14 protein-coding genes are annotated in these 15,713 nt (G+C 62.1%); 8 read left to right on the top strand and 6 right to left on the bottom strand.

Features of this window, described 5'->3' with window-relative positions:
- Positions 1–43: 43 nt before the first annotated feature.
- The 3 genes from JZY06_RS09965 to JZY06_RS09955 form a co-directional block, all read right to left on the bottom strand.
- The gene (locus JZY06_RS09965; RefSeq protein WP_207279384.1) at positions 44–1,360 is read right to left on the bottom strand and encodes a PTS ascorbate transporter subunit IIC; all 1,317 of its coding nucleotides are present in this window, start codon (positions 1,358–1,360) and stop codon (positions 44–46) included.
- Between the two features lie 313 nt (positions 1,361–1,673).
- A complete protein-coding gene (locus JZY06_RS09960; protein WP_207279383.1) occupies positions 1,674–1,967 on the bottom strand; it encodes a PTS sugar transporter subunit IIB in 294 nt (97 codons plus the stop codon).
- Between the two features lie 96 nt (positions 1,968–2,063).
- Complete coding sequence (locus tag JZY06_RS09955; RefSeq protein WP_207279382.1) at positions 2,064–2,495, bottom strand: PTS sugar transporter subunit IIA; 432 nt, start codon at positions 2,493–2,495, stop codon at positions 2,064–2,066.
- Positions 2,496–3,061: 566 nt separating this feature from the next.
- On the opposite strand from JZY06_RS09955, the gene JZY06_RS09950 reads away from it, so the two are divergent.
- The 5 genes from JZY06_RS09950 (at position 3,062) to nagA (ending at position 8,701) form a co-directional block, all read left to right on the top strand.
- A complete protein-coding gene (locus tag JZY06_RS09950; RefSeq protein ID WP_330617259.1) occupies positions 3,062–3,961 on the top strand; it encodes an SIS domain-containing protein in 900 nt (299 codons plus the stop codon).
- A 199-nt stretch (positions 3,962–4,160) separates the two neighbouring features.
- Complete coding sequence (locus JZY06_RS09945; protein ID WP_207279380.1) at positions 4,161–5,108, top strand: 1-phosphofructokinase family hexose kinase; 948 nt, start codon at positions 4,161–4,163, stop codon at positions 5,106–5,108.
- Positions 5,109–5,245: 137 nt separating this feature from the next.
- A complete protein-coding gene (locus JZY06_RS09940) occupies positions 5,246–6,085 on the top strand; it encodes a class II fructose-bisphosphate aldolase (protein ID WP_207279379.1) in 840 nt (279 codons plus the stop codon).
- A gap of 383 nt (positions 6,086–6,468) precedes the next feature.
- Positions 6,469–7,260 carry a DeoR/GlpR family DNA-binding transcription regulator gene (locus JZY06_RS09935; protein ID WP_207279378.1) on the top strand — a complete coding sequence of 264 codons (792 nt, stop codon included), beginning with the start codon at positions 6,469–6,471 and terminating at the stop codon, positions 7,258–7,260.
- Between the two features lie 271 nt (positions 7,261–7,531).
- Positions 7,532–8,701, top strand: a complete 1,170-nt coding sequence (nagA, locus tag JZY06_RS09930; protein ID WP_207279377.1) for an N-acetylglucosamine-6-phosphate deacetylase — start codon at positions 7,532–7,534, stop codon at positions 8,699–8,701.
- Positions 8,702–9,182: 481 nt separating this feature from the next.
- On the opposite strand, the gene thrB is transcribed toward nagA, so the two are convergent.
- Positions 9,183–10,106 (bottom strand): homoserine kinase, encoded by a 924-nt coding sequence (thrB, locus tag JZY06_RS09925; protein WP_207279376.1) that lies wholly within the window; start codon positions 10,104–10,106, stop codon positions 9,183–9,185.
- Between the two features lie 84 nt (positions 10,107–10,190).
- Entirely contained in the window at positions 10,191–11,522 is a 1,332-nt protein-coding gene (locus JZY06_RS09920) for a homoserine dehydrogenase (protein ID WP_207279375.1), read from the bottom strand.
- Between the two features lie 520 nt (positions 11,523–12,042).
- Between JZY06_RS09920 and JZY06_RS09915 the strand changes: the two genes are divergently transcribed.
- From JZY06_RS09915 to JZY06_RS09905, 3 genes are all read left to right on the top strand, one after another.
- Positions 12,043–12,312: a hypothetical protein gene (locus JZY06_RS09915; protein ID WP_207279374.1), complete on the top strand. Its 270-nt coding sequence runs from the start codon at positions 12,043–12,045 to the stop codon at positions 12,310–12,312.
- Positions 12,313–12,623: 311 nt separating this feature from the next.
- On the top strand, positions 12,624–12,941 hold the full coding sequence (locus tag JZY06_RS09910) for a hypothetical protein (protein ID WP_207279373.1): 318 nt from the start codon (positions 12,624–12,626) through the stop codon (positions 12,939–12,941).
- Positions 12,942–13,426: 485 nt separating this feature from the next.
- Positions 13,427–13,837, top strand: a complete 411-nt coding sequence (locus JZY06_RS09905; protein ID WP_207279372.1) for a hypothetical protein — start codon at positions 13,427–13,429, stop codon at positions 13,835–13,837.
- A 235-nt stretch (positions 13,838–14,072) separates the two neighbouring features.
- Here the strand turns inward: JZY06_RS09905 and lysA are convergent, their stop codons facing one another.
- Entirely contained in the window at positions 14,073–15,539 is a 1,467-nt protein-coding gene (gene lysA / locus JZY06_RS09900) for a diaminopimelate decarboxylase (RefSeq protein WP_330617258.1), read from the bottom strand.
- Between the last annotated feature and the right edge of the window lie 174 nt (positions 15,540–15,713).

Genomic DNA, 15,713 nt, shown 5'->3' with positions numbered 1-15,713 from the left:
GCAGCTGCCGCCGGGATGATGTAGCCGGGGTTGTGGTGGCTTTTTAGACGCCGAACAGTTTGCCGATGGCGTCGAAGATGATGGCCGGGGCGATGACGTCCGGGCCGGAGAAGCCCAGGTCCTTGGCACCCAGGGCAACCAGGTCACCGAAGATTTCGAACTGGAAGGCGTAGGCAATGAGAATCCAGCCGACAAAGCCCCAGATGAAGGCACCCAGCCAGGCGGCTTTCCGGCCACCGGTGGAGTTGGCGAAGATGGCTGCAGTACCGCAGGCGAAGAAGGCGACGATGATCGAGGGGATCGGCACCGGCCAGCCGAGGGCCACACAGACACCCATACCGGCGAACTCACCGATCAGACCGGCGATCAGACCGATCAGCAGGGCGTTGGGGGCGAAGGGGAAGATGATCGGCACGTCAAGGGCCGGGATGGCGTTCGGGATGATCTTGCGGGAGATACCCTCGAAGGCGGGGACGATCTCACCGATCAACATGCGGACACCGTAGAGGATGACGAGCATGCCGGCGGTGAACTGCAGGGCGGCGATGAAAGCGAAGACGACCCACTGCTGGCCACCGGTGACCTCGGATTCGACGTAGGCGGCACCGCGGGTGGCGATTGCGCCGATGGCGGCCACGATGGACACAATGGTCATGACGATGGTGGTGGACACGGCAACGTCACGGAAGAAGGACAGACGGTCCGGCAGCTGCTTGCTTTCGGTGGAGTCTTCCTTGTCACCGAAGACCAGGCCGATGGCACCGGCCAGAGCGGACAGCAGCACCGTACCGTGGGCCATACCGACATCATTGTTGCCGGTGATCCGCCGCATGAACGGCTGGGCAATGGCCGGGGAGATGGTCATCCAGGCGCCGGAGCAGATGGAGGCCAAGGCGATGACGGTCCAGTAGTTCAGGCCGAAGGACCAGAACAGGATGGCCCAGGAACCGGTGGTGATCCAGATCCAGTGGCCGGTCAGGTAAACGTAGTGCAGCGGGGTGAACCGCGCCAGCAGCAGGTGGAAGATGAAGCCGAACAGCATGGTCAGGCCCATGGCGGTACCGATCTGCTCGACCGGGCCGGTCTGGGTTGAGGCCATGACCAGTTCGTCGTAGGCGACGAAGGTGGTGACTTTGCCTTCCATGGCCGCGTTGACCATGTCCTGGATCGGGGACAGGCCGCCGACCACCGCACCGGCACCGGCGGCGACAATCAGCATCGACAGGATGGTTTTGACGGTACCGGTGACCACATCACCGGCGGGTTTTTTCTGCGCGACCAGACCGAGCAAAGCGATCAGGCCGACGATGATGGCGGGCTGCTGGAACAGCTGCACCATAAAATCAAGGAACGGGTTCATAGCGGGGTTCTCTCCCAGGGAACAGTAGTTCAGGAAATGTTGTGCTTGTCGTACGCGGAAGTTTTTTTCATCTGTCCGCACACCTGACGTATCCACCTCCGGGACCGCGGTTTTCCTGGGAAAACACTGGGAACCGGACTGTATCAGGTAAAAATTTTTTGCCCCTCCCCGCCCGTGGGGGTCGGCACGCCGACGCTGTCGGACTTTGGGGGCATGATCACCGCCGGGGCGCCTGCGCCCTGTTCCTGCCGGGCGCTGGTGGTGTGTTCACAGCACCCGGCAGAGGAGACGGAGATCCGGGGATGGTCAGCGGTTAGCTGTTTTTGGCGTTGTATTCGTCGATGGCCGCCCACACCTTGGTCTTGACCTCGTTTTTATCGATCAGATTGTCGATGAGCACCACGATCGAGGGCGAATCCTGGACGTTTTTGGCCATCCCGGAGGTGGTGACCACAATGTCGGAGGGCTGGGATTTGAAGGAGCCGAGGTCAACCGGCTGAACCTTGGCCTGCACGTTGGGATCTTCGTCGACCATGTTGCGGATCTGGTTGGCGAGCATCATTGAGGAGCCGAGGCCCATACCGCAGACGGTTGCGATTTCAATCATGGTGGGTGTTCCTTTCGGGGACAACAGGTGATGTGGTGGATTACGGGAAGCACACAACCCCGCCCATCAGGCAGGATCCCGTAACCCCAAGACTAGCTAGGACTCGAACAGCGCGGCGAGTTCTTCGTCGGTTTCCGCATTGCGGATCGCTTCGATCAACTCAGCGTCGCTGAGGGCATTGGCCAGCGACTGGATCATTTCCATGTGGGCCTTCTTCTCGCCGGCGGCGAAAGAGACCAGCACATCGACCGGATCATTTTTTTCGTGGCCGAACTCGACCGGAGTCGACAAGGTCACGACAGCGCAACCGCGGCGGTTGACACCGGCACCCGATTTCGCGTGTGGCATGGCAAGACCGGGCATCAACACCATGTAGGGGCCGAATTCGCCCACGGCATCGATCATCGCCTGCGCGTAGTCGGAAGTGGCGATGCCTTCTTTCTCGTAAAGCGAACCGACGATGCGGATCGCTTCCTTAAAGTCGGCGGCTTCCCGCTTGGCGGCGACAGCGTCGGGTTTGAAGTTCATGGGTGCTTCTTCTCTTCCTCACGGTGTGCGGCGCGCCCGGGGCACAGCCATCCGGGTGCGCTTTGGCTTGTCCCACATCACGCTAATGATTGTTTTTGATTCATGCAACCCCAGACGGTCAAAATAAATCTGTGTGCCCAATCACATTGACAAAACCAGAAAAGAAAAACCACACCTAAAATATCTCCTTTCCGCAGGCAGTCGGGGGGTTAAGAAGCCACCTTGCAAAACATCACCCACGTGCCCAACAAGCTGCTTTTTTGAGAAAGTTTTAAAAACGGGGGCAGTTTCACCCCCGTTTATGCCCACCCTCTAGACACAATTAGATGGCGGTCGTACCGGATGTCCCTATGTGGCCAAGAAAAGATTTTTCTTAGCACCTCTTGCCTTTAAACCAATCATGTGCAATCATTCGAAGTGTCGGCCTGGCGGCCGATCCCGGTAGATATATTCCAAATCACCTGCTTAGCCGGAACCAACTCCCCCGGCAGCAATCGCGCATAAACGCTCACGGGTCTTGTGCCCGGGCGCTGATGCGCCCCGCCTACTCCCGAAAGGACCACACTGTGAGCCAGAATCTCGGCCCCCACATGGAAGAAGAACTCCTCAGCCAACCCGACAGCTGGCAGAAAGCGGTGGACATGGTCGCAGACCGCGACTGCCTGCCCAAGCCCGGCGAGAAGGTGGCTGTTGTCGGCTGCGGCACCTCCTGGTTCATGGCACAGGCCTACGCCGCGATGCGCGAAACCGCCGGCGAAGGTGTCACCGACGCCTACACCGCCACCGAAGCCCGGTTGGGCGGTGACCGTGACTACGACACCCTGATGGTGATCACCCGCTCCGGCACCACCTCCGAGATCATCGATCTGCTCGAGCAGAACAAGCAGATGCGGTCGATTGCTCTGCTGGGCGATGTCAACACCAAGGTCGCCGAACTGGCCGACCATGTCGTCAACCTGTCGTTCGCCGATGAAAAGTCGGTCGTGCAGACCCGTTTCGCCACCACTGCCCTGATGTTCCTGCGCGCCTCGCTGGCCCCGAAAGAAGAGATCGACAAGGCCATCGCCGATGCCCGCACGGTCATCGATGCTGATGTCGAGGACTTTTTGATCGACGCCGAGCAGTACTCCTTCCTCGGCACCGACTGGCGTCTGGGGCTGGCCACCGAAGCCGCCCTGAAGATGCGTGAATCCTGCCAGGCATGGACCGAGTCCTACTCGTCGATGGAATACCGCCACGGGCCGATCGCCATCGCCTCGAAGGGTCGGATCACCTGGGCCTTCGGCCCGGTTCCGGAAGGTCTCGAAGACCAGGTCAACAACACCGGCGCCACCTTCATCTCCTCCGGACTCGATCCCTTCGCCGATCTGGTGAAAGTCCACCGGGTCGCCCTGGCCACCGCCCGTAAACGCGGTCTGGATCCCGATCACCCGCGTAACCTCACCCGCTCGGTGATCCTGAAGTAGCAGGCTCCCCGGCCACCGATTGCCCCGGTACCCGCATCGTTGACGCGGCTACCGGGCTGATCGGGGCCGCACATGCCCGGCTGCTGTCCGGTTCCTTTTTGAAAAAGACGGCTCAGCCGCAGACCCAACCGTCGCAGCCGCGCACTTTCTTCCACGTTTTATTCTCGCCCGCACCCACCCGTAAAGGCTTTCCCCCACCATGCCCACATCCAAGCCCGCAGTTATTGCCGTCACGCCGAATCCGGCCCTCGATGTCACCATCACCGTCGATGAACTGGTGGATGAGGCCACCCACCGCATTGATCGGGCGCAGCGTCGCCTGGGCGGCAAAGGTGTCAATGTGGCCGCCGTTGCCGCCGCACAAGGCTATGACGCCCTGATGTTCGGCCCGATGGCCAAAACCTCCCTGGAGGCGGTCAACCAGTGGGGCAACCCGCTGCCGGGCAATGCCCTGGCCCGTTTCACCCCCACCCCGGTTCCGCTGCGGGAAACCTGGGCGATCCACCGGACACACGACGATGCGACCGTCATTATCAATGAGCGTGGCGGCCAGCACCCGGACGGAGTCTGGGAGGCGATGGCTGATTCCCTGCGGGAAACACTGGCCAACCGGCCCGGATCAGTGGTCACCATTTCCGGCTCCTGGCCGCCGGGGACCGGCACCGACCATCTCACCCTGCTGGTTGAGACGGCCCAGCAAGCGGGGGCATCCGGCATTATCGTCGACTGCGCCGGCGACAACCTCATCGAGGCCTGTGCCATGGGAGCGATCGTCAAACCGAATGCCGCCGAGATCACCGAAACCACCGGCTGCACCGATCCGCTGGAGGGCGCCCGGCAGTTGGTGGATGAAGGTGCCCGGCTGGTGGTCTGTTCGATGGGTCCTGACGGCCTGGTGGCAGTCGACGGCACCACGGTGATCACCGCGAAACTTCCCCAGCCGCTCAAAGGCAATCCCACCGGTGCCGGCGACTCACTGGTCGCCGCCATGGCCACCGCGCTGCTGGATGATCTGGACACCACCGACATGCTCATCCGCGGGGTTGCCTGGTCGGCGGCCGCGGTCCTGGTGCCCTACGCCGGGGCCATCGACGATTCCTGGCCGCAGCTTGAACAGCAGGTTGTCATCGGCCCCGACAACTCCTGAGATATCTGTCCGACCATCTTTTCCCACCCGGCCCGGCGGGTTCCCCGCCGTCGGCCGGGGTGGACACCACCGCATTCTGCCCACACCAGTGCCGGGTAACAACACCCGGACGAAGTAATTGTTTAAGGATCCCCACCATGCCCCGTACCTGCACCACCAAAATCGTCACCGACGCCGCCGCCAAAGGCATCGGCGCCGCCGCCATGAACGTCATCCACCTGGAGACCGCCGAAGCCCTGGTCCAGGCTGCCGAACGCTCCGGCAAACCGGTGATTTTGCAGATGAGCCACAACTGCGTGCGCTACCACGCCGATGATCTGGATCCGATCGGCAAAGCCATGATCGCCCTGGCCGACGCCTCGCCCGCCACCGTCGCCGTGCACCTGGACCACTGCGAATCAGTCGAACTCGCCAAGCACGCCATCGATTTGGGCTTCAACTCGGTGATGTACGACGGTTCCACCCTGCCGACGGAGGAAAACATCGCCAACACCGCCGATGTGGTGGCCTACGCCCACGCCCGCGGTGCGACAGTGGAAGCCGAACTCGGGGAGATCGGCGGCAAAACCGCCCACACCCCGGGAGTTCGCACCAATCCGGATGAAGCCCGCCAGTTCGTCGCCGATACCGGCGTGGATCTGCTGGCGGTGGCTGTCGGCAGCGAACACGCCATGAAGTCCCGGACCGCCAGCCTGGACATCGATCTGATCAAGGAACTCAAAGAGGCCGCCGGTGTTCCGCTGGTGCTGCACGGCTCATCCGGTGTTCCGGACGAGGAAATCCGCCGCGGCATCAGGGCCGGGATGACCAAGATCAATGTCTCGACCCACCTGAACGGCTTTTTCACCCGGGCGATCCGCGAATACCTGGACGCCAACCCGGATGTCACCGACTCCCGCAAATACATCGCGGCCGGCCGTGAGGCCCTGTCCGCTGAGGCTGAGCGCCTGATCGGCGTGTTCACCGATCTCGACTAGGCGTGACCGCGGCGGGGGTTCGTTCCCCCGCCCGCACGTGTGCCCCGTACCACCTGTCGCCGGCCGGCGACAGGTGGCCCGGTGCAGCAGATCTTTTGTCATCTGGGTTAAGCTTTCTGTCCGTACGGCTTTGCCCGCTTTTGGAATACCCATATTGCCCACCGATCAATTTTCTTTTCTTTTTTCTGCCGCAGTGCCTGTCGCTTCCCCGGTTGTCCCCGGCAGCGGACAACAACCGGGGCAGGGCCCGGCGGCAGCACGCCGCACCCGGCCGGATGGTATGCCCGGCGCGGGGCACGCGGTGTTGTCGGCCGTGTTTTTGCGATTGAACCTTGTGACCGGGCAGACCGCGGAGGTGTGTGACTGTGCTGCGCAGTGAACGTTTGACCAGAATTCTTGAGATGGTGGCCGATAAAGGCTCGGTGACCGTCGATGAGATCATCGGCACCCTGGAGGTGTCCCCGGCCACGGCCCGCCGTGATCTCGATGCCCTGGCCGGGCGGGGTCTGTTGCACCGTACCCGTGGCGGTGCCCGCTCGACGGTGGTGGCCTTCGATATGCCGGTGCACAAAAAACGCGGCCAGCAGCTGGAGGAGAAAACCGCCATTGCCGCCTACTGTGTGTCGATGCTGGAACCCGGGTGCGTGGTGGGCATGTCCGGCGGGTCGACTGTCGGGGCGATCGCCAGCGCCATCAGTGACTGGGCGACCAGCCGTGCGGGCGGCGAGACAGTCGGCAACCAGCCTTTCGTCACGATCGTCACCAATGCCGTCGACATCGCCTACATGCTGGCCGGCTCCCCGGCGATCAAGGTGGTGCTCATCGGCGGGGTTCTCAACGGCTCCTCCTACGAACTCACCGGCCCGGTGGGGGTGAACAATCTGGCCGGTTTCAGCCTCGACTACGCCTTCATCGGCGCCAATGGCATCGATGCCAACGGCCCCGGTACCGTCGACGAGTTTGAGGCCCAGACCAACCAGACCATGGCCTCGCGCGCCACCCGGCCGGTCATTGTCGCCGATTCCTCGAAATTCGGGCGGCGTTCTTTTTCCTCTCTCGGCGGGCCGGAGGCGGCCAACACCATTGTCACCGACCCGGGAGTCGATCCGGCATGGGTGAACAGGCTGACCCAGGCCGGCTACACCATTGTCACCACCGATTCACAGACCACCTAGCGGTGTCTGCCGCAGGTCACCCGGCCACCCCGGGTGTGATGCTGGGGCTTTTTCACCGGTACTGACGTGTTTTCCAGGCGGTGTCGGTTAAAACCCCGCGCGGTGCACGCCCGGTGGGTGCACAATAGAGCGCGGAGGATCGTTGTTCGTTTTGTTCACCATCTTTCCTTCCTCGCCGGCGGGCCGGCTGCCTGCCGGGCAGGCTGCCGGACGGCAGCGAGATAATGCCACCTTTTTGTCCACGAGTTGTTAAGGTTCGGTTTTCATTCCCATGAGTTCACTTGTCATCCACTCCGCGACCATCTACGACGGAACCATCGGCGGGGTGACCCGCAACGGGTGTGTGCGCGCCGAAGGCGGCCGCATCACACATCTCGGACAGTTCGACGACTACACCTTGTGGCCCGACGCCGATGAAATCATTGACGCCCACGGCGCCCCGGTGTGCCCCGGCTACATCGACATCCACCATCACGGCGGCGGCGGACTCGCCTTCGACGACGGCGCCAAGGCCGTAGAGCATGTCATCGCCAAACACCGCGCCCACGGCACCACCCGTTGTGTGGCAAGCTTCGTCACCGATGACCTGCCACTGATGGAACAACGCATCAGCGAAGTGGCCGAACTGGTCAAAGCCAATCCGCATCTTCTGGGCATCCACCCGGAAGGACCGTTTTTGGATGCCGGGCACAAAGGCGCGCACCCGGAGGACAAACTCATCGATCCCGCCCCGGAGGCGATCAAACGGATCATCGACGCGGGGAAGGGCACCCTGGTGCAGATGACACTTGCCCCGGAGAAAAACCACGCCATGGAGGCGATCAAGCTTCTTTCCGGCCACGGGGTGAAGGCCTCCGTGGGACACACCTCCTGTGATTATGAGACCGCCCAGCAGGCCTTCGACAACGGCGCAACCATTCTCACCCACTGCTTCAACGGCATGAACGGCATCCACCACCGCGCCCCCGGCCCGGTGATTGCCGCGCTGCGCGATGAGCGGGTATGGCTGGAGATCATCAATGACACCATTCACGTCCACCCCGATGTCATTGCCTCGCTGTTCGCCGAAGCCCCGGAACGGGTGGTGCTGATCACCGACGCGATGAGCGCCACCTGCAACCCGGACGGTGAATACATGCTCGGTTCGCTGGAAGTGGTGGTCAAAGACGGTGTGGCCACCCTCAAGGGCGGAACCTCCCTGGCCGGCTCCACCCTGACCATGGACAGGGCAGTGGCCAACACCATCACCAAAGTCGGGGTCGCCCCCGATGTGGCGGTCGCCGCCGCCACCAGCCATCCGGCCACAGCCATCAGCATGGACGACAAATTCGGCCGGATCGGTGTCGGCTACCCCGATGATCTGCTGGTACTCGACCCGGTCACGTTCATGCCGACGATGATCTACACCGACGGCGAAAAGACTGAACCCGCCACGATTTAACTGCCCCGTTCTGCTGGACCTTACCGGCCCGGCCGCACCCCCACACCGGGCTGCGGCCGGGCCGTTTTTCCAGGTGGACATCCCACCAACACAGTGTCAGCCGGCCGGTCACCCGTGTGTCCGCCACTGCAGCCGGTCCACAACCGTGGCCGTGGCTTTCACCATGGTGCGCGGTATTCACACGCGCCCGGCGCCGCGCAAAACCCCGGCGGTGAAACGTCCCGCAGGTTCGGGCATGCAGCGACACCATGAAGAAGACACCCGATCCCGCCCCTGCCGGGGGCTAGATTATTCCGGTTGCACCACCACGGTCCAGTATCCCCCGGGCCGCAGGGGACGTTCATTGTCTTTTTGTCCGCCCGATTCCCGCCGCGCGAATTCCACAATCGTGTTCGTTCCGCGCTACCACCGCCCGGTTATCCCGCCGAACCGGCACACCGTGTAGCGCGGTCTTCTTGTACGGGCAGCCGGGTCAGCACGCTCACCCTTCGACGGTGACCTCCACCGGCCCTGCAATGTCCAATTCATGGACGGTGATACCGCGGTCGCGGGCTTCGTTAAGAATCTGCTCATCCACCGGCTCGGTCGACAGCACCATCGCGGTGGGACCCGCACCGGACAGGTAAGCCGGGTAACCGAGATTGCGCAGCCGGTTGACCCATTCGGCTGTCACCGGCAAAACATCGGCCCGGTAAGGCTGGTGCAGGCGGTCACGGGTGCCTTCCCACAAAAGCTCCGGATGGGATTGCAGGGCCACCAGCATCACCGCGCAGCGGGACACATTGAAGCGGGCATCCAGGTGTTTGACGCTGGTCGGCAGTACTTTGCGCACCGCCTGGGTGGAAGCGCGGAAATCCGGCACCAGGGCGGTGGATTTGATGCGGGGATCGCAGCTGACTTTCACCGCCCGGTACTGCGGCTGCGTGCCATCGACGGGAATCTCTGTCCAGCCGACAATCGCCCCGCCGAGCACGGAAGCCGCGGCATTGTCGGGGTGCCCCTCGAATTCACTGGCCAACTGCACCATGTCATCGTCGGTGAGTTTGTTGCCCGACAACCCGTTGGCGGCGGCCACACCGGCGACAGCCGCCGACGCCGACGAACCCAGGCCCCGGGACTGCGGAATCCGGTTGTGGCAGGTGACTTTCAGCCCGGGGGCGGCGCATCCTGCTTTGTCCAGTCCGGCTTTGACTGCCCGAACCACCAGGTGGGTGTCATCCAGCGGAACCTCGCCTTCCCCCTGCCCGGAAACAATCACTTCCAGTCCGGAAGCGGTGATCTCCACATCGACATCGTCGTAGAGACTCACGGCAATGCCCAGGGTGTCGAATCCGGGGCCCAGGTTCGCTGATGAGGCGGGAACCTTGACATGTGCTTTCCGTCCGACAGGCAGGGTCTCGGTCATGGGGTGATGGTCCTTTCCGGATGCACCCGATCATCGATCGGGTGGTGGCAACATAAGGGGCGCACAGGCCCGCCGGTTGTTTTTTTACTCGCCTTCCAGCCGCAGCACCGAGTTGACGGCAGTAACGGCCTCAAGGTTTTTCAGCGCCTCAACAGTGGCCGCCAGGTCGGCTTCGCGGGCGGTGTGGGTGACCACGATCAGGCGCGCTGAATCATCGGATTCTTCCTGGCGGACTGTCCGCAGTGACACACCCTTGTCGGAGAATACCTTCGACACCTCGGCCAGCACGCCCACCCGGTCATGGACCTCCATGTCAACGTGGTAGCGGGTGCTGATCTCCCCGAAATCGGCGATCGGCAGATTGGCGTAGGTCGACTCCCCCGGGGCGCGGCCACCGTGGACTTTGTTGCGGGCCGCGCCCACCAGATCACCGAGCACGGCAGAGGCCGTCGGTGCGCCACCGGCACCGTTGCCGTAAAACATCAGCCGGCCGGCGGCCTCGGCCTCAACGAAGACGGCATTGAAGGATTTCGACACGCTGGCCAACGGGTGGCTGCGCGGAACCAGTGTGGGGTGAACCCTGGCGGAGACTTTCTCGGTCCCGTCCGGGGCGGTGATCCGTTCACAGCAGGCCAACAGCTTGATGGTGTAGCCGGCCTGTTTGGCGGCCTCCACATCATCGGCGGTCACTTTCGAGATGCCCTCACAGTAGACATCGTCGAAGCTGACTCTGGTGTGGAACGCCAGGGACGCCAAAATGGCGGCTTTGCTGGCCGCGTCATGGCCTTCCACATCCGCTGTCGGATCGGCTTCGGCGTAGCCCAGTTCCATGGCTTTTTTGAGCATGGTGTCGTAGTCGGCACCGGTGGTGTCCATGGCGTCGAGAATGAAGTTGGTGGTGCCGTTGACAATGCCCATCACCTGTTCGACCTGGTCACCGGCCAGTGACCGGCGCAGCGGACCGACCACCGGGATCGCGGCGGCGACAGCCGCCTCGAAGTAGAGGTCGACACCTGCTTTGTCGGCGGCTTCGGCCAACTCCTGCGAATGGGCCGCCACCAGTGCTTTGTTGGCGGTCACCACGGATTTACCGGCGTTAAGCGCCTTGAGAATCAGTTTCCGCGGGTAGTCGATACCGCCGATGACCTCAACCACAATATCGACGTCGTCACGCTCGATCAGGGCTTCCGCGTCGGTGGTCAAAAGCTCCGCGGGCACATCATCTTTGTGCTTGTCGGGGTTGCCGACAGCAACCCCTTTCACGACGATCCGACCACCGATGCGGTGTGCCAGATCATCGCCGTTGTCCCCGATAAACCTCAAAACCTGCTTGCCGACGGTGCCATGACCCAAAAGTGCAACCCCAACATCTGAGCCGACTCCTTTGCCTTGTACGAGCGTTGATGCGAAAGACATGGTTAAAATCTAGAACCTTTCATAGGGGCTACGACGAACACCGGATGGCAGAGAGTTCACAACGGAGAAACAATTCCCCGATCTCACCGGAAACCAAAGACCAGTCTCAGCCCGGCAACATAAACAACCATCATAGACATCCCCGTCCACAAAACCCCCGGCCGACTCGCATCATCCACGATGCGCGCACAATTCACGCACCACGGAGAAGCATCCTGCCCCTTGTGGGAATGTGACTAATTTCTCACCCAAAATGAAACAAACCTTTCCCCTTCATCCAGCCGGACATGACCGGCCCGTTCTTCCCCTCAAAACACTTCATAGACACCCCTTTCACCCACCCCACTTTTAAAAAATTAATGCTAACGGCCCGCAGTATTACTTTCTTTAGTTACCATTACAACAGCGCAACGGTTTCCTGAGCTTTCGCTGAATCGGCGTGCTCACCGGACCCGCGTCGGAGAAAAGCAGTCATCGCCAATCTTCCCTCACTACCCATTCCCCACTCCCAGGAGTTCAAATGAAGCTTCCGAACCGTCTTTCCAAGGGCATAGTCGCCGCTGGCACCGCACTCGCGCTGACCACCGGGTCCGTCGTCGCCGCACCTGTTGCCGCCGCTGATTCCTCTGATCTTGCTGTTGTCGGCTCGACCAGCGCCAGCAGCATCATTGTTTCGGCCCTCGGCTCCGTCATCTCAGGCATCGTGCTGATTTCGGTCTTCAACCTGCTGGTCCTCAACGGCCAGATCAAGGGTTCCACCATCAAGCTGCCGATCCCGATCCCCCAGTAAAACTGGATGGTTCGCACACCCCGGTGTCCCTGACAGTTCGGAAGCTGTGTGCGCACCACCCCACGGGCAACATGTTGCCAGTTAAAGCCGACCCCACTCGTTGGCTCAACACGTTGTAGCCCGCAATTCTGTTTTCTGCGGTGACTGTCCCACAGTCAGCGGGTTCGGAATTGCTTTCAGGCATTTCATTGCCCCCATTACAAGCACCAATCGCCCGCTTGTTGCGCGCTTCAGAGCCGTCGACCCGAATCAATAACCTGATGCGGTGATTTCACAAGCGGTCCGAAAAAACAATGGAAGGTTCTCCCATCATGAACAAGATCAAGAAGAGCGTCGTCGCCCTGACCTGCGCTGTCTCCCTGGCTGCCGGTACTGCTGTTGCTCCGGCCGCCCCCGTCGAACCCGCCGCACCGGTCCAGGCTGTCGCTGTCGCCGACGGTGACGGATCCGCCGCATACGGCGCATTCTTCGGACTGCTTCTCGTCTTCGGCACCCTCTCCGCCATCAGCTACGGCATTCGGAGCGGCATCCAGTCCGGCATCCACGACGGTATCTCCCGTGGGCTGACCGGTGGAATCGAAAACTCCGTCCAGTCGATGATCATGAACGCCATGGCCCCGCAGCAGTAAAGCGCGACTTACCTGCTGGAGCGGGTAATTGCGCTGGTTTGAAACCCCGCTTCACTCATGGAGCGGGGTTTTTGCTGTTCGGGGATCGCGCGCACGCCCGGGCAGATATCGGGTCACGGTGCACAGTGAATGTTTCAATGCGGCTGTGCCCCGCCGGGGCGGCTTGCTGCGTTTGCGGTTGCAGCATCGTGGCCACAAATGTCGAACATCGGTATGCTCTTTTTGTGCCTCAGACACCAATCGATGGGGACGATTCGAAGTTCCAGTCAGATTGCGCCACGTGATCGATCCTCCGGGAGCCATTGGTGCCCCGGCTTGCTGTGATCTCCCCCGGCATGGTTGTCACGGTAACGGTACGGGTGGTGGTGGCGTATACAGAAGTACGCCACGGGAGCGCGGACGCCCCACGGGCACGATCACCACGGCAACAACCGTGGTTTTCCCTGCACATTCGCATCAGTTTTCAACATTCCAGGAGTACATCAATGACCTCTTCCCGCTTCACCAAAGCCCTCATCTCCAGCGCTGTTGCCGCCTCCCTGATTGCCGGCACCGGCGTTGCCGCCGCCGAAGACAACGAAAAAGGTGGCAAAACCGAGGCTGTCGTCACCCTGGAGCGCGACGGCTCCTCCGGCTTCGACTTCAACTCCTCCGGCACCGGCCCGAAGGGCAAGGCCCACAACGCCAAGGTTGATTCCTCCAAGGGCAACTTCACCTCCTCCAACGCCACCGGTGACCAGGCCAAGCAGGAGCAGCAGAACAACAACACCACCACCAAATCCGAAAGCTCCTCGGACAACCCGACTGTCAAGGCCGTCATGATCATCGCCGGTGTTCTCGCGGTCTTCGCCGCCGGTTACACGATTGCCGTCCAGCACTCGCTGCTGCCCCGCTAAACAACAGTTTGCGGCCCGGTCACAGTTGCCGGTGACACATCTGTCCGGGTGAGGGAGCCTTATGGGTTCCCCCGCCCCAGCAACAGCTCAGCGGCACCGCCGCCGGGAAGATTGACGTCAGCCACGTTGTGTGGAGGGCGTTCGTTCTTCCGGTTGCGGTGCCGCCTGTCATTTCTTTCGCGGTCTTTTTCACCCCGGCAGCAGGCCACGTCTGCTGCCGGGGCACTGCAGGCGGTTACATCATGTCGAGCGCCAGCACATCCTCGATTGTTTCCCGGCGCACCATCAACTCCGCTTTCCCGTCTTTGACGCTGACCACCGCCGGACGCATGATCATGTTGTAGCGGGAGCTCATGGCGAAGCAGTAGGCGCCGGTACCGGGTACCGCGATCAGATCACCGGTTCCGATATCGTCGGGCCAGGCGGCGTCACTGATCAAAATGTCACCGGATTCGCAGTGGGAACCCACCAGCCGGGTATCGACGGATTCACCGTCGGTGAGCCGGCCGGCCACCCGGGCCTCGTAGTCGGCCGAGTACAGGGCGGGCCTGATGTTGTCGGACATTCCGCCGTCGATGGCAATGTAGCGGCGGGTGTGCTCGGCGGAGGTATGGACGTCTTTGACTGTTCCCACCGTGTACAGCGTCACGGTCGACGGACCTGCGATCGCGCGGCCCGGCTCGACCAGAATCTGCGGGCGGTCAAGCCCCAGCTCCGCTGATTTCTCGGCCACCTCTTTGATCAGGTTTCCGGCGACTGTGGCCACATCGAGGGGTTTTTGCGCCGCGGTGTAGGCGATACCGTAGCCACCACCCAAATCCAGCAGGGTGATTTTTGCCGCGTCGGCCCCGGAGACGGAATCCTTCAATTTCCGCATCAGCGTCAAAAGCCGTTCCGCCGCCAGCGAGAACCCCTGGGCGTCGAAGACCTGCGAGCCGACATGGCAGTGCAGGCCCACCAGGTCCAGATTGGGTGCTTTCACCGCATCCAGGCAGGCCTGCTCGGCGGAACCCGAGGCCAGGGAGAAACCGAATTTCTGGTCCTCGTGGCTGGTGGCGATGAATTCGTGGGTGTGGGCCTCGATACCGGGTTTGACCCGCACCATCACCTCAACGGTGGCGTCTTCGGCGGCGGCAATCGCGTTGAGGCGATCGATTTCCTGCGGGCAGTCCAGCACCACGTGGCCGACTCCCTCGGTCACGCACAGACGCATGAACTCTTCTTTTTTGTTGTTGCCGTGGGCGGTGATGCGTTCGGCGGGAAAACCGGCGGCCAGTGCCACCTGCAGCTCGCCGAGGCTCGCCACATCCAGGGCCAGGCCCTCATCGGCCACCCAGCGGGCGATCCGGCGGGAAAGAAAAGCTTTCGAGGCATAGTGCACGTTGCCCGGACCGCCGAAAGCGTCGGCCATCTGCCGGCAGCGGCTGCGGAAGTCGTTTTCATCGACCACGAACACCGGGGTGCCGAATTCGGCCGCTATCTCCGGCAGGGGTACTCCCCCGATGGAGATCACCCCTTCCTCGTCGCGGGTGGCTGTGGTGGGCCACACGTGGGCGGGAAGGCCGTTGAATTCTTCGGCCACACTCGGCCTGCGGCGCTGGTTTTTCCGGTGGAAGGCACGCTTTTCAACACTGTCGAAATCACCGGCTTCCATTCCGGTGTTGGCGCGGTATTCCAGCGAGTTGAATTTCGAGGGTGCCACAGCTGTGCCCGTCTCTTTCCGTGTCGGTGACAGATAATCCGGCCGGGAATATCAAAAAGGCATGGGGTCCTGGCACGCCCGCCCGGCTGCACCAGCCTACCGGCCACGGTGCGGCGGGGCGTACACCGGCAAAACCTTCGGGCTTTCACGGCAGGTGATTTTCCACGGGGTGTG

Source organism: Corynebacterium mendelii, assembly GCF_017307055.1.
Lineage (GTDB): Bacteria > Actinomycetota > Actinomycetes > Mycobacteriales > Mycobacteriaceae > Corynebacterium > Corynebacterium mendelii.
The sequence above is the reverse complement of the archived record's forward strand: the minus strand, read 5'-3'. Positions and strand labels throughout refer to the sequence as shown.